Here is a 13406-nt window from a genome sequence, read left to right as displayed (position 1 = left end):
CGCCGGCTACGGCCGCGGCGTCTTCACCCCGTGGACGGCGGCGTACTCCTCGGCCAGCCACGGGCCCAGCTCCGTGAGCAGCAGGGCGAGCGCGCGTGGATCCGTGCTGCCGGCGCGGGCGATCGCGGCGGCGGCGCGCATCCGGTCGCCGTGCTCGGGGTAGTAGCGGGCGAAGACCTCGGCGGACTCGGCGAGATCGCTGGTCCAGCCCTGCCAGCGTGGCATCACGAGGGTGAAGCCGGCCCGCACGATCGTGCGGGCCGCGCCCCGGCTCAGCGTGCGGCGCTCCGCCTCGGTGCCGGCGGCCGTCGCGCGGGCCTGCCAGCGGGGCAGGAGGCGCCCGAGATCGCCGTTGGTCTCCCGGGCGAGCAGGCTGTCGGCGCGGTAGCGGGGGAGCCGCTCGGCGAGGTCGGGGCCGAGCAGCGGGGTGCACAGGCAGGCGACGAACCACCCCAGGTCGTGCCGCTCCAGCTCGCTGAGCAGCGTCTCGGCGCCGAAGAGCAGGATGCCAGCGCCGTTGATCTGCTCGAACCGCGCGTCGAGTCCGGCCTGCAGGGCGTCGGCGGCCGAGCGGTCGGCCGCCGTGGGCGGCCGGCGCAGCGACAGCAGCAGATCGAGGTCGGACTGCCCGGGGACGGCCGTGCCGCGCGGGATGCTGCCGTAGAGGTAGGCGCTGTCCAGCAGTTCGGGGCCGAACGCCGCGGTGATCCCCTCCCGTGCCGCGGCGACCACCGGCGCGAAGGCCGCGGGCACCTTGCTCAGCGCGCCCTCACGGACGAACAGGCCGTGCTGGTCCAGGCCCTTGGGCGTCACGCCGATGATCTTCGTCATGGCCCTCAGCCTGCCACGGTCCCGCCTCCGGGCGCGCCTCGGTTTCGGTGCCGGGCCAGGACGGCACGGTGGCGGCGAGGATCACCAGCGCGTCGGCGCCCTCGTCCGCGCGGAACTGGAAGGCGGTCCCGAGCGGAATGCTCACCGTGATGCCGACCAGGAGCGCGTTGACCTCCTCCCGGTCGCCCTGCCGCCGCCACAGCCGGCCCGAGCCGGCCACCACGTGCCAGATCTCCTGCACCGTCGCGTGCGACACCGCCCGCGCCACCGCGCCCGCGGCCAGCTCGAAGCGGGCCATGCTGGCCACCCCGGGCAGCGCGCCGAGCGGCGTGACCGTGGAGCCGTCCGGTGCCGGCACGTCCACCGCGTCGGCGAGCTGCCAGGTCCGGTAGGGCTGTTGCGTCATCCCTGTCCCTCTCCGTGGGCTGTCTGGGCGGCCTGGGCTGTCTGGGCGGCCTGGGCTGTCTGGGCTGTCTGGGCGGCCTGGGCCGCTTGGGCTGTCGCCCAGGCCCGTGCCGCCGCGATCCGGCGGGCCGTGCTCGGGTGCGTGGCGAAGAGCAGCTCCAGCAGCCGCGGCGGGTCCACATCCGCGACGTTGGTCAGCGCGAGGCGGCGCTGCATCGCGATGAACTGCTCCGGATCGCCGGTCAGTCGCAGCGCGTGCTGATCCGCCCTGGCCTCGATCCGGCGGCTCACCGCCGCCTGCACCGGCCCGCTCAGCGCGCCGAGCAGCGCGGCGAGGGCCGCGAGCAGCGGCAGCGAGCGCGGGTCGGCCACGTCGGGGGCGCCGGCGGCGGACAGCAGCGGGTGCAGCGAGGCCAGCAGGCCGAGCACGGCCACCGCCACCGCCGCGCCGAGGGCGCCCAGCGCGGTGCCGCGCGGCACGTCGCGGTGCACCACATGGCCCAGCTCGTGCGCGACCACCAGCTCCACCTCACGCGGTTCGGCGGTGCGCAGCAGGGTGTCGTAGGCGACGATCCGGCGGGTCGCACCGAACCCGGAGACATAGGCGTTGAGGGCGGTGGTGCGCCGCGAGGCGTCGGCGACCAGGACGTCCCGCACCCGTACCCCGTCCCGCTCGGCGAGGGCCAGCAGCGTGCTCCGCAGCTCGCCGGGCGGCAGCGGGGTGAAGCGGTTGAAGAGGGGCTCCACCAGCAGCGGGAAGAGGAACGAGAGCGCGACCGTGAGCAGCGCGGCGGCCAACGCCGCAGGGGCCCACCACCAGCGGGTCGACCACCCGGTGAGCGCGTAGACGCCGAGCACGGTGGGCAGCGCGATGAGCAGGCCCAGTGCCAGGGCGCGCAGCTGGTCCACCGCCCAGCCGGCCCAGCCCTGGGTGACCAGCCCGTAGCCGCGCCGCACCACCCGCACCCCGGCGGCGAACGGCAGCTCGACCAGCTGCCCGATCAGCACCAGCGCCGTCGTCCCGGCGAGCAGCTGGGCCGTCCACGAGCCGCCGAACAGCCCGCCGGCCCCGTTCACCAGGTGCGCTCCGGCGGGCGTCAGCCCGAGCACGAGGGTCACTGCCAGGCCCACCAGCCGCCCGCCGAGCACCCAGGGCACCTGCGCCCGCCGCAGCGCGCGCCCGCGGGCCAGCTGCTCGGGTGTGAAGTCGGGCCCGACCCCCGGTGGGTTGCCACCCTCGTGCCCGGCCTGCGCCGCCACCCCGCTCACCCGCGACCACCTTCCGCTCGCCCATCGCTGCCAGCCACCCTAGGCCGCTCACCCGCACGGCGGCAGCCGCCCCGCACCGGCTACCGCGTCCCGGCGGAGCCGTCCTCGGGCACCCGCTCCACCGCCACCATCGCCGCGTCGTCCCCCAGCCGCCCGCCGGCGTGGGCCAGCAGGTCGTGCCGCAGGTGTTCGAGCAGGGGCATGGGGCGGTCGGCCGTCCAGGCGCGCAGGCGCTCGGTGAGCGGGTAGAACGCGCGGGTGGCGTCGCGGGCCTCGATCACGCCGTCGGTGTAGATCAGCAGCCGGTCCTCGGCCGTGAACGGGAACTCCTCCGCGTAGTAGGCGCTCTCCAGCAGGTTGCCCAGCCCGAGCGGCGGCGCCGGGCACCCGGCGTCCAGCGACAGCACCTCGCCCCGGTGCAGCAGCAGCGGCGGCGGGTGACCGCAGTTGATGACCTGGATCCGGTCGCCCTTGTCGGGGATGTCCAGCAGCACCGCGGTGATGAACGACTCCGTCGGCTGCTGGTCCACCCCCAGCAGCAGGTCGGCCTCCTGCGGCGGAGCATCCTGCGGGTCGTCCAGCGGGCTGGGCTCCAGGGCCGCCGCCAGGTCCCAGCTGACGCTGCCGTCCAGATAGGCCGCCAGCTCCGGCAGCGAGGCCTGCAGGTGCGCGGCGGCCCGGAACGCGCCGAGCAGCAGCGAGGCCTCGCCCAGCGAGGTCAGGCCCTTGCCCCGGACGTCGCCGACCAGCAGCCGGGTGCCCGAGGCGGTGCGGGCCGCCGCGTAGAGGTCGCCGCCCACCTGGGCCTCGGCCTCGGCGGGCAGGTAGACCGAGGCGATCCGCAGCGAGCCGATCCGGGGCGGCAGCGGACGCAGCAGCACCTGCTGGGCGGCCGTGGCCACCGAGCGGACCTGGACCAGCTCGCGGGCGTGCCGGTCGCGCAGCGCCGTGAACGCCACCACCGTGGCCGAGACCACCACCAGGGCGGCGAGCTGGGTCTCGTGGTTGGAGGTGCCCAGGCCGTCGCGCATCACCCCGATCACCGTCAGCGCGGCCAGGGCCAGCAGGCTGACCAGCGCGGTCAGGCGGGTGCCCGCGAAGGAGGCGGTGATCGCGGGGGCGACCACGAGCAGCGGACCGAGGTGGATCTGCGGCGGGCTCAGGATGTCCACCGTGGTGATCACGACGATCAGGGTGAGGGGAAGCAGCACCAGGGCACTGCCGGATCGCCGGGGCCGGGGGACGAAGTCGTCGGAACGCCGCTGGGGAGGCACCTTTCCTCTCTACACCTCGCCTGCCCGCCGCGCACCGCGAGGTAAAGTCGCGGCCAACGGATCTCGGGGGCGGGGGCGAGGGGGAGCGGGCGTGAGCACGGGCGGGAGCGGGGGTTCCTGGCGCTTCGACGACGAGGAGGGCGCGGCGGGCGAGCCGATGGAGGTGCTGGCCGACCCCGCCTCCTCGTCCCCCGGGCGGCGCCCCGGGCCCACCCGTCGACAGCTGTTGTTCGGCGGGGCCGTGGTGCTGGCGGGCGGCGTCGCCTGGGCGGTGAGCCGCGGCTCGGCGAGCCCGCCCGCGCGGTCCGCCGCGCTGCCGTCCGCCGCGCCCGGCCCGGGCTCTCCCCGGCCGGCGCCCAGCGGGCCGAAGCCGCGCTGGACCTATCGCGGCACCGGGCGGCTCCAGAACGACCGGGTGGCCGGGCCCACCCATCCGCCGCTCTTCCTGTCCGGCGCCGACCTGGCGCAGCTCGATCCGGCCTCGGGCAGCGCACTGCGGCACTTCTCGGTCTCCACCGCGGGGCCGCTGATCGTGGGCGGAACGCTGCTGCTCGACGCCGGCGGTGCCGAACTGGACCGCATCACCGCCCACGACCTGGACAGTGGCGACTCGGACTGGCAGTACACCCTCCCGGCGAGCGGATCCGGCAGCGGGCCGGGGCAGCTGCGGGCGCTCGACAGCGACGGCACCACCGTCTACTGCCGCGGTGAGAGCTCCGGCGGGCCCGGCCCGAACGATCCCGGACTCACCGGGAGCACCCTGATCGCCGTCTCGCTCGCCACCCGCCAGCCCCTCTGGCAGGTGCCGCTCGACCACAACGAGCTGGCCCTGCGGCTCGCCGTGGTCCCGGGCGGACGACTGCTGGTCCAGGGCACCTTCAGCACGTTCCTGCTGGACGCCCGGGACGGGCACCGGCTCTGGACGCTCGGCGGGATCGGCTGGTTGACCGCCGACCAGCAGTGGATCTACGCGTCGGACAGCAGCACCGGGCTGCGCGTGCTCAGCCTGGCGGACGGCAGCGTGCACCGGACGATCAGCCCCGGGGCGGGGGAGTCCTGGCGCTACCTGTCCCCGCTGCCGGGCGACGGCGGGCGGCTCGTCCTCTTCAACGACGACGGGCTGGTCACCGCGCTGGACTCGCCCGACGGCCCCACGCGGTGGACCTGCCAGCTGCCGTTCCGGCTGGACTACCGCAGCCGGCCGCTGTCGGCGGGCGGCCTGGTGCTGGTGCCGGGGCCGACGGACGGCGGCGTGGTCGCGCTCGACGCTGCCACGGGGGCCAGGCGCTGGACCTTCCAGGACGGCGAGCCGGGCGTGGACGTCTGGTCGCTGACCACCGACGGCCGGTACTGCTACGCCGGGCACGACCTGGTGCTGCACGCCATCGATCTGCGGAGCGCGTGAGCGGGGGCCACCTGGGCGGGGCCACCTGAGCGGGGGCTACTTGACGACGGTCACGTGCACCGTCATGGTGCCCAGCACGCAGGGGGTCGGGTCGCGAGGGTCCTTGGCCGGGCTGCAGCTCGGCAGGTTCTGGTAGGACCAGGTGAGGTCGGTGTCACCGACGGCGGTGGCGGTGTAGAGCTCCTGCACCTCGCTCTCGCAGCCGGCGTTGGCGGGTGCGCAGCCCTCCGTGGTGACCTCCGGATCCTGGTGCACGATGCGGGAGTTGGCGCTGGTGCCGGTCGTCCAGGCGTGGGACTGGGCGTTGTGGACGGTGGCGACCCCCAGTCGTTGGCCGACGTGCAGCCGGACTTGGCTGGACTGGTCGGCGTTCGTGCTCAGGGGGAGGGCGATCGTCTGGGCCGGCACCGGCCGCGGCGTCCCCGATGAGCAGCCGGCCACCGCCAGCAAGGTCACTGCCAGCAGGCTCATGTGACGCTTCGTCAGATGATGGTGCGTGCATGTCGGGACCGTGGCCATGCTGCTTCTCCCCCGTGCCTGCTCGGCTACCGCGCCCGCTTCGGTGCGTGCGGGCGCGGTAGCCGAGCATAGAGGGTGGTCCGTGTACGGCCGCGGGGCGCCAGGGGTGCGGGGTGCGGGGCGCCAGGGGGAGCCGGTGGGGGCGGTGGGAGGTCGGCGGGAGGTCAGCGGGGGTCCGGCCAGCTGCCGGAGGCGATCGGGGCGGGGTTCGCCCGCAACCGGGCGGCTTCGTCCGGGCCGGCCAGGTAGACCCAGGCGGTCACCTGCTCAGTGGGGCCGGGGCCGGGGGTGCCGGTGGCGCCGGTATCGGTGGAGCTGTCGGCGGTGGTGACCGTGACGGGGAGCGGTCGGCGCACGTAGAGCCCGCTCCCGTCCGGGCGGCACTCCTCCAACAGGTCCAGCGCGGCCAGCACCTGGGCGAACTCGCCCGGCCGGACGGTGACCAGCTCGCCGTGCACCCGGCGCCGGGGGTCGGGGTCGGCGACCAGGTACGGGTAGCCGGGCCCCTCGTGCAGCAGCGCGCCCGGCAGCACCGCCGGTTGGATCCGCGCGCAGTGGCCGCCCAGGAAGTGCGCGTGGTTGCGCTGCCCGGGGCGCAGCGTGCCGTAGACGAAGAACGGCAGCGAGCGGTCGGTCACGGTGGGCCTTCCTTCTCCGTGGCGCGGGTGTGGTGCACCGTCGATTCTCGCCGCTGGCCGGGTGCCGGGAACAGGGGCCTGCTCGGTCCTCCCGGCCCGATCGGCCCGTGATACCTGCTGGCGGCGCAGGGCTCCGATGCGCTCTGATGTCCCCTGGCCGGACAGCACCGACATGGGGAGACACGCATGACATCGATGGGGGCCCAACGCTCCGCCGCCGCCTCGGACCCGGGTCCGGGCCCCACCGCCCCGCCCGAACCGGGTGGCGTGCGGATTTCCAGCACCGTCTGGGCCGCGCTCGCCGTGGTCTACGTGGTCTGGGGCTCCACCTACCTCGGCATCCGGATCGCGGTGGAGACCATGCCGGCGCTGCTCTCCGGCGCGGTCCGCTTCCTGGTCGCCGGGCTGTTGCTGTTCGGCGTGCTTGCCTGGCGGCTGGGGCCGGGCGCGCTACGGGTGACCCGGCGCCGGCTCGGCTCGACGGTGCTGGTCGGCGTGCTGCTCCTGGTCGGCGGCAACGGGCTGCTGGTGCTGGCGGAGGGCCGGATCCCGTCGGGGCTGGCGGCGCTGCTGGTGGCGGTGGTGCCGCTGTGGGTGGTGCTGCTGCGCACCGTCTTCGGTGACCGGCCCGGGGGAGCGGCGCTGGTCGGGGTACTGCTCGGCCTGGTCGGGCTGGGGGTGCTGTCGGCAGCCGGGTTCAGCGGCAGCGTGTCGCTGAGCGGCGTCGTGCTGATCATGGTGGCGTCGTTCTCCTGGGCGGTCGGCTCCTTCGCGTCGAGCCGACTGCCGATGCCCGCCAACCCGCTGGTGGCGAGCGCGTACGAGATGCTGGCGGGCGGACTCGGCTGCCTGCTGGTGGCGCTGGCCCGGGGCGAGGAGCGCGGCCTGGACCTCGGCGCCGTCTCCACCCGCTCCTGGCTCGCGCTGGCCTACCTGATCGTGGTCGGCTCGCTGGTCGGCTTCACGGCCTACGCATGGCTGCTCCAGTCCGCCCCGCTCAGCCTGGTCGCCACGTACGCGTACGTGAACCCGGTGGTCGCGGTCTTCCTCGGCTGGCTGGTGCTCTCCGAGCGGCTGACCGGGTCGGAGCTGCTGGGCGGCGCGATCGTGGTGGCGGCGGTCTGTGTGGTGGTGAGCACGGAACGGCGTCGGTGAGGCCGGCGGAGCCCGGGGGGGCGGAGGGTGTCGGCATGGGTGGGCGGGCTGCGCCGGCGCGGGCGGGCAGGGGGCGCGGGGCGGCCGTACCTTGGGGGAGGGGGCTAGGAGTGATTGGAGTCCTTGATGCCTGGTTCCGTCACGATCGGCCACACCGAGGCCGTCACCGCTGTCGAGCACGCGGATGCCGAGCGGCTGGCCGTGCTGCTGGATGAGATGGGCCACCTGCTGGCCATGGGCGGCCCCAACCGCCTGACCGACGCCCAGGTCAGCGCCCTCTGCGGTGGCCAGGAGCGCAGTCGGGACGAGTTCGCCCGCTGGTGCCGTGGGATGGCGGCCCACCTGCACGAGAAGCACTGAACCCGCGGCGCGGTCGGCGGTTTGCGGTCAGCTGGTCGCTGAGGGCCGACCGCTGACAGCTGACAGCCGACAGCCGACGGTCGTCAGCGGTCAATCGGTGGATAGCAGATGACGGATGACAGATTTCAGAATCTGTCATCCGTCATCTGCTATCCACTATCCAGTCCCCGCTCTCTGCCATCTGCTGTCCGCCAGCGCTTTGACCACATCGCCCCAACGCCCGCCCCCACCGCCCCGCCGTCCCCCCCGACAGAGCATCAACCCCCCTGCCAGGCACGGCACACGGAACCCTTGACAGTGATCGCGGGCCCGTGAGTACATGCCAACCGTGCCGATACCCGCTCCCGCCCCAGCCTCCCTGCGGCGCCCGCTCGCCCGCGCCGTACCCGCTCTCGTGCTGGCTTTCGCCGCCGCACTCTGCCTCCCCACCGCCGCCACGGCGGCGACCGCCCCCGCCGCCCGCGCCCTCGCGGCACCTGCGACCGCATCTGCGACCGCACCCCTGACCACCCCCGCGGCCATGCCCTCCACCAGCGCCCCCGCGCCCACCGGGCACCTGGAGACCAACTACGGCAACCCGGCCACCGCGCTGCCCCCCATCAGCCGGCCGGACACCCCGCACTGCACGGTCACCGCCATGCAGCACGACTTCGCCAACAGCTACGGCCAGCCGTTCACCGGCACCCTCGCCCCGCCCGCGTCCTGCTCGGGACCGTGGAACAAGGTGGTGCTGGACTGGAGCGGCAGCGTGGCGGGCCGTCAGTACGACCGGCTGGCCGGGGTCTGGATCGGCGGCTCCGAGGTCCTGCGCACCAGCACCCCCGAGCCCGACCCCGCCGGCATCAGCTGGCACGTGGACCAGGACCTGACCAGCTTCATCCCGCTGCTGCGCACCCCGCAGCCGCTCGTGGTGGACCTCGGCAACGTGGTCAACTCCACCTACACCGGCGTCTACCACATGACGCTCACGGTCACCTACTACCAGGCCGACCGGCACCACCCGGCGGCCACCACGGCCGACCAGGTGCTCCCCGTCTCGCAGTCGACCACCGCCGCGGGCTGGTGGACGCTGACCAAGGGGCAGACCGCCACGTCGACGCTGACCTTCCCGCGCAACCTCACCAGCGCCCACCTCCAGCTCTACGCCCGCGGGGGCGGCTGCGAGGAGTTCTGGTACTCCAACGTGCCGGACGACTACGCCGCCGCCCACCCCTCCTGGGGGCTCTGCGGCGGCGGCACCTACCGCGAGGTGCAGGTCCTGGTCGACGGTCGGCTCGCCGGGACGGTGCAACCGTTCCCGGCCATTTACACGGGTGGGATCAGCCCGATGATGTGGCGTCCGATCCCCAGCATCGACGCGTTCCGCACCCAGCCCTACGACGTCGACCTGACGCCGTTCGCGGGCACCCTCACCGACGGCAAGCCGCACACCGTCACACTGGTCCCGCCGGCCGGGATCAGTGACGGCTGGACGCTCGACGGCAGCCTGTTCCTGAATACCGACCCGCTGCGCGCACAGACCGGCGGCGCGGTCACCACCGACACCATCACCGCCGCGCCGCAGGTGGCCACCACCGAGACCGCGCAGGCCGACGGCGGCGAGCTGATCACCGCGAGCACCGGCCGCGACTGGACGGTGGCCGGCTACGTCGACACCTCGCGCGGCCGGATCACCACCCGGCTCGATCACCACGCCGAGTACCGCAACAGCGACACCATCTCCGGCCAGGGCCAGAACCAGGTCACCTCGCAGCAGGACAGCGGCTGGACGGTGACCAGCACCGACCGCGGCCACGGAACCCCGGAGCAGGCGCGCAGCAGTTGGTCCTACCCGATCGACGTGACCAGCACCTACGTGCCGGGCTCGGACGCGGACAGCTACCTGGCCCGCGGTCAGGTCACGGTGGCCCGCCATCTGGTGGACGAGACGCGCCGCGGCAACGGGCGCTGGCACGAGCAGGCGAGCACCGACGACCGGATGTCGTCGCAGGGCGTGCTGCAGCGCCAGTCCGGGACCATGGTGCAGGCCGACGGCAGCTCGGACGAGCACTACGTGGGCCGCACGGCCGACGGCGGCTGCTACGACCACGAGTTGGCCTCCGATCACGGCTACCTGACGCTGGACAGGCTCCGCTCCTGTCATTAGGGCCTGTCCAGTTCTGTTCCGGCGGTAGTTGACGGTCCGTGTGCCGTCGACTGCTGCCGGAAGAGGTGCCACGGACCGCAATCGCCGCGCTGATCCGGATTCCCTTCGTCGGCGAACTCTCCACTCGTCGCCCCACCGTGGACGGCGATCGTCGCCCGATCCGAAAAGCGCTTTCCGCCCACCTCGGCCGGGCTCGCCGGATTCGGCTCGCTCGCGCACCGTCCCCGGCCGGGGAATACGGCGGGAAAGGGATGCGGAACCGGCGAGGCGGTGGTCTGCGGCTCCGCGAATTCTCCGGCCGGCGATCTGTCGCGCCGTCCGCCCGCGTGCTCCCAGGGTGCGGGCGGACGAGGCGTCAGGGACCCGTCAAAGTGCCTCTGGCCTGCCCTCATGTCCGTTCGAGGATGGTCGGAGCATGCGGCGCCGGACCTTCGTCGGGCGGGGCGCGGCCGGCCGCCTGATGCTCCGTCGGCCGAGTGGCCGGTATGACCCTGTGTGCGATGAGATCTCCGTCACATCATCGTTCCCGAAGGTTTTCGTCCGACGGCCAGTGATACATCTGTGACCTGCGGAAACGCGCTGCAGTGGGCATCGCACTTGGAGGATCGACCAAGTCCACCGACTGAGTTGATCTTGTTCTCGACTGTGTTCTGCGCTTCACTCGTGCGGGTGTCAGCGGCGGAACGGGGTGCGGCCGCCTGTCTGAGAGTGCGATCGGGGCCGGGCGCGGCGTCGATGCTTGAGGCCTGACGAGATGAGAGCACCTTTGCGTAAGAGGACCGCGCGTCAGAAACCCGCGCTGCGCCGCCACCTGGCTCGGGTGACGGACCGGCGGCTGCCGCGTCGCCTCCTCGGGACGCTCGTCGCCCTGCCCGCCCTGACCTCGCTGACGGGCTGCGACACCGGGCACGGGCAGGGCGGCAGTGAGCTGTGGGTCGCCGGTGGCGCCGCCGCCGTGGTGCTGCTCGGCGGGACCGCGGTGGTGGTCCGCAGGGTCACCGCCCGGCCGTTGGAGAAGGCCCGCGACCTGGCCACCCGCAACCTGGCCGCGCTGCTCGACGAGCGCGGCGGCCTGTTGGAGGAGCGCGCCCGGCTGACCGCCGAACGCGACGCGCAGAGCGGTCAGGTGCAGTCGCTCGCCGGAGAGCGCCGGATGCTGCTCCAGGAGCGGGAGGAACTCCAGCGTCAGCAGCAGGAGTTGAACCGCCAGTGGAGCGAGGCCGTGGCTGCCGGCGGCGAGTCGGCCGAGCGGGTCGAGGAACTGCTGCGCGAGTGCGAGCTCCTGCTGGCCGAGCGGGACGGCCTGGCCAAGGAACGGGACGAGCTGCAGGGCAGCGTCGACGCGACCTTCGTCAACCTCGCGATGCGCACCCTGACCCTGGTCGAGCGCCAACTGGTGCTGATCGAGGCACTGGAGAGCCGTGAGGCCGACGCGGCCCAGTTGGAGAGCCTGTTCCGGCTCGACCACCTGGCCACCCGGATGCGCCGCAACAGCGAGAACATGCTGCTGCTGGCCGGGTTGGAGAACAGCTCGCGCAGCCGCAAGACCGTCACCCTCCTGGACGTAGTGCGGGCCGCGGTCTCCGAGATCGAGCGCTACGAGCGGGTCAGGATCGGTTTCCTGGCCGCCGTCCGGCTCTCCGGTGCGGTCGCCGACGACACCAGCCACCTGCTGGCCGAACTGCTGGAGAACGCCACCGCCTTCTCCCCGCCGCAGGAGCAGGTCGAGGTCGGCGGCTGGCAGCTCGACAACGGCGAGGTGATGATCTCGGTCAGCGACCGGGGCATCGGCCTGCCCGCCGAGCGACTGCACGCGATCAACGGGCAGCTCGCCGAGCCGTTGGCCGCCGGGGCGGCCGACCGCCGGGACGTGCTGCTCTCGGGCGCGCTGTCCGGCCGCAGCATGGGCCTGTTCGTGGTGGCCCGACTGGCCGCCCGGCACGGCGTGCGGGTGCAGCTGCGCGAGAACGGGCAGGGCGGCGGCGTGACCGCCATGGTGGTGCTGCCGCGCGAGGCGCTGCACCAGGACGGGACGGGCACGGCCGACCTGGACGACCAGCGGCGCGCCGAACGCAGCGCCGCCGCTCAGGCGCAACAGGTCCGCACAGCGGCGGAGTTCGCCGCGGCCGAGCTGCCGTCGGCAGCGCCGTCGGCGGCATCGTGGCCCGCGCCGTCGGCAGCGCGACCGGAGGCGGGTGCGGGCGGCGAGGCGGCTCCCGACGCGGAGCTGCCGCCGTTGCCGCGCCGTCGCCCGGCCCATGCGGCGCCGGGCGCCTCCCCCGCCGAGCCGGCGCCCGCCGCCCCTGCCGCGCCCGCCGCAGCCACGCCTTCGGCGGACCCTGCCGCCGGGCCGGCGCCGGTCGCCGAGGACGACCGGGCCGCCGAGATCGACCCGCCGACCCAGCAGTTGATGGTCGGCCATCTCCGCCGGGCGCTCGGCGCCCAGGCCGGGGCCGCCGCCGAGACCCCGGCAGGCACCGAGTCCGCCGCCGAAGTCCTCCCCGAGGCCGCCCCCGGCGCCGGTACCGCTGAGGCCACCGAGGCCACCGCGATCCCTGAGGCCACCGCGGCCCCCGAGGGCGGCGAGGTCACCGCGCTCGGCCTCCCGAGGCGGGTTCCCCGAGGCGGTGGGCTCCCGGGCACCGGCGAGACCCCGACCTCCGGCCTGCGCCGGCTCGCCGCCGAGCCGACCGCTCCCGAGACCGGCCAGGGCACCGCCGCCACGCCGCCGCGCCGGCCCCGTACCTCCGCCGAGGAACTGCGCCGCAGGCTCGGCGGCTTCCAGAGCGGGCTGCGTCAGGCGGCCCGCGACTCCGCCGCCGAGGAACAGGACCGATGACCGAGCCCGACCACCGGAACACCCCGGCAGCCGCCCCGCTGTCCAGCTCGTACGCGACCCCCTACGCCCTGGGACAGCCCGCCACCGGGCAGGCCGGTCCGGGGCAGGGTCAACTCGCCGTCAGCCACCAGCCGGTGAGCCAGGGCGCGTCCAACGTCCGATGGCTGCTCGGAGACTTCTGCGGCTCGGTCATCGGAGTGGAGGAGGCCGTCGTGGTCTCCTCGGACGGGCTGCTGCTCGCCGACGCGCGGCACAGCACGCGCTCCGACGAACTGGCCGCCATCGTCTCGGCGTTGACCAGCCTGGCCGGCGGTCTGGCGCGGGCCATCGAGTTCGGCGGGGTCAAGCAGACCATGGTCACCATGGACGAGGGGCACCTGGTGGTGATGGCCATCAGCGACGGGTCCTGCCTCGGCGTCTACGCCTCGCTGCAGAGCGATCTCGGCGTGCTGGCCTACCAGATGGCGCTGCTCGTGGAGCGCGCCGGACATGCGCTGACACCCCAGGTGCGCAGCGAACTCCACCGGGCGATGGCCGTCCGATGACTGCAGAGACGAGTCCAGAG

At 74.2% G+C, this 13406-nt stretch carries 12 protein-coding genes; 6 read left to right on the top strand and 6 right to left on the bottom strand.

What is annotated here, in order from left to right; all coding sequences use genetic code 11:
* Positions 1–6: 6 nt before the first annotated feature.
* The 4 genes from OG294_RS10040 to OG294_RS10025 all read right to left on the bottom strand — a co-directional run bounded on the left by OG294_RS10040 (position 7) and on the right by OG294_RS10025 (position 3716).
* Positions 7–831, bottom strand: coding sequence for a nucleotidyltransferase domain-containing protein (locus OG294_RS10040; RefSeq protein ID WP_327066114.1), 825 nt, complete (start codon positions 829–831; stop codon positions 7–9).
* Positions 770–1237 carry a cupin domain-containing protein gene (locus OG294_RS10035; protein ID WP_327066113.1) on the bottom strand — a complete coding sequence of 156 codons (468 nt, stop codon included), beginning with the start codon at positions 1235–1237 and terminating at the stop codon, positions 770–772. Before OG294_RS10035 ends, OG294_RS10040 begins: the two co-directional genes overlap by 62 nt.
* Positions 1234–2505 carry a M48 family metalloprotease gene (locus OG294_RS10030; RefSeq protein ID WP_327066112.1) on the bottom strand — a complete coding sequence of 424 codons (1272 nt, stop codon included), beginning with the start codon at positions 2503–2505 and terminating at the stop codon, positions 1234–1236. The genes OG294_RS10035 and OG294_RS10030 overlap by 4 nt, the downstream gene beginning before the upstream one ends.
* An 80-nt stretch (positions 2506–2585) precedes the next feature.
* Positions 2586–3716, bottom strand: coding sequence for a PP2C family protein-serine/threonine phosphatase (locus tag OG294_RS10025; RefSeq protein WP_327066111.1), 1131 nt, complete (start codon positions 3714–3716; stop codon positions 2586–2588).
* Between the two features lie 154 nt (positions 3717–3870).
* On the opposite strand from OG294_RS10025, the gene OG294_RS10020 reads away from it, so the two are divergent.
* Positions 3871–5184, top strand: coding sequence for an outer membrane protein assembly factor BamB family protein (locus tag OG294_RS10020; protein ID WP_327066110.1), 1314 nt, complete (start codon positions 3871–3873; stop codon positions 5182–5184).
* Positions 5185–5220: 36 nt separating this feature from the next.
* On the opposite strand, the gene OG294_RS10015 is transcribed toward OG294_RS10020, so the two are convergent.
* Together OG294_RS10015 and OG294_RS10010 are read right to left on the bottom strand one after the other, a co-directional pair.
* Positions 5221–5655, bottom strand: coding sequence for a hypothetical protein (locus OG294_RS10015; protein WP_327066109.1), 435 nt, complete (start codon positions 5653–5655; stop codon positions 5221–5223).
* 212 nt (positions 5656–5867) lie between these two features.
* On the bottom strand, positions 5868–6341 hold the full coding sequence (locus OG294_RS10010) for a gamma-glutamylcyclotransferase family protein (protein ID WP_327066108.1): 474 nt from the start codon (positions 6339–6341) through the stop codon (positions 5868–5870).
* Between the two features lie 186 nt (positions 6342–6527).
* Here OG294_RS10010 and OG294_RS10005 point away from each other — a divergent pair, with 186 nt between their 5' ends.
* The 5 genes from OG294_RS10005 (at position 6528) to OG294_RS09985 (ending at position 13386) form a co-directional block, all read left to right on the top strand.
* The gene (locus tag OG294_RS10005) at positions 6528–7496 is read left to right on the top strand and encodes an EamA family transporter (protein ID WP_327066107.1); all 969 of its coding nucleotides are present in this window, start codon (positions 6528–6530) and stop codon (positions 7494–7496) included.
* Positions 7497–7622: 126 nt separating this feature from the next.
* Positions 7623–7856 carry a hypothetical protein gene (locus OG294_RS10000; RefSeq protein ID WP_327066106.1) on the top strand — a complete coding sequence of 78 codons (234 nt, stop codon included), beginning with the start codon at positions 7623–7625 and terminating at the stop codon, positions 7854–7856.
* Positions 7857–8175: 319 nt separating this feature from the next.
* The gene (locus OG294_RS09995; RefSeq protein ID WP_327066105.1) at positions 8176–10002 is read left to right on the top strand and encodes a peptide-N4-asparagine amidase; all 1827 of its coding nucleotides are present in this window, start codon (positions 8176–8178) and stop codon (positions 10000–10002) included.
* Between the two features lie 766 nt (positions 10003–10768).
* Positions 10769–12841: an ATP-binding protein gene (locus tag OG294_RS09990; protein ID WP_327066104.1), complete on the top strand. Its 2073-nt coding sequence runs from the start codon at positions 10769–10771 to the stop codon at positions 12839–12841.
* Positions 12838–13386 (top strand): roadblock/LC7 domain-containing protein, encoded by a 549-nt coding sequence (locus tag OG294_RS09985; RefSeq protein ID WP_327066103.1) that lies wholly within the window; start codon positions 12838–12840, stop codon positions 13384–13386. Before OG294_RS09990 ends, OG294_RS09985 begins: the two co-directional genes overlap by 4 nt.
* Positions 13387–13406 lie beyond the last annotated feature (20 nt).

This window comes from Kitasatospora sp. NBC_01302 (assembly GCF_035976515.1).
GTDB lineage: Bacteria > Actinomycetota > Actinomycetes > Streptomycetales > Streptomycetaceae > Kitasatospora.
The sequence above is the reverse complement of the archived record's forward strand: the minus strand, read 5'-3'. Positions and strand labels throughout refer to the sequence as shown.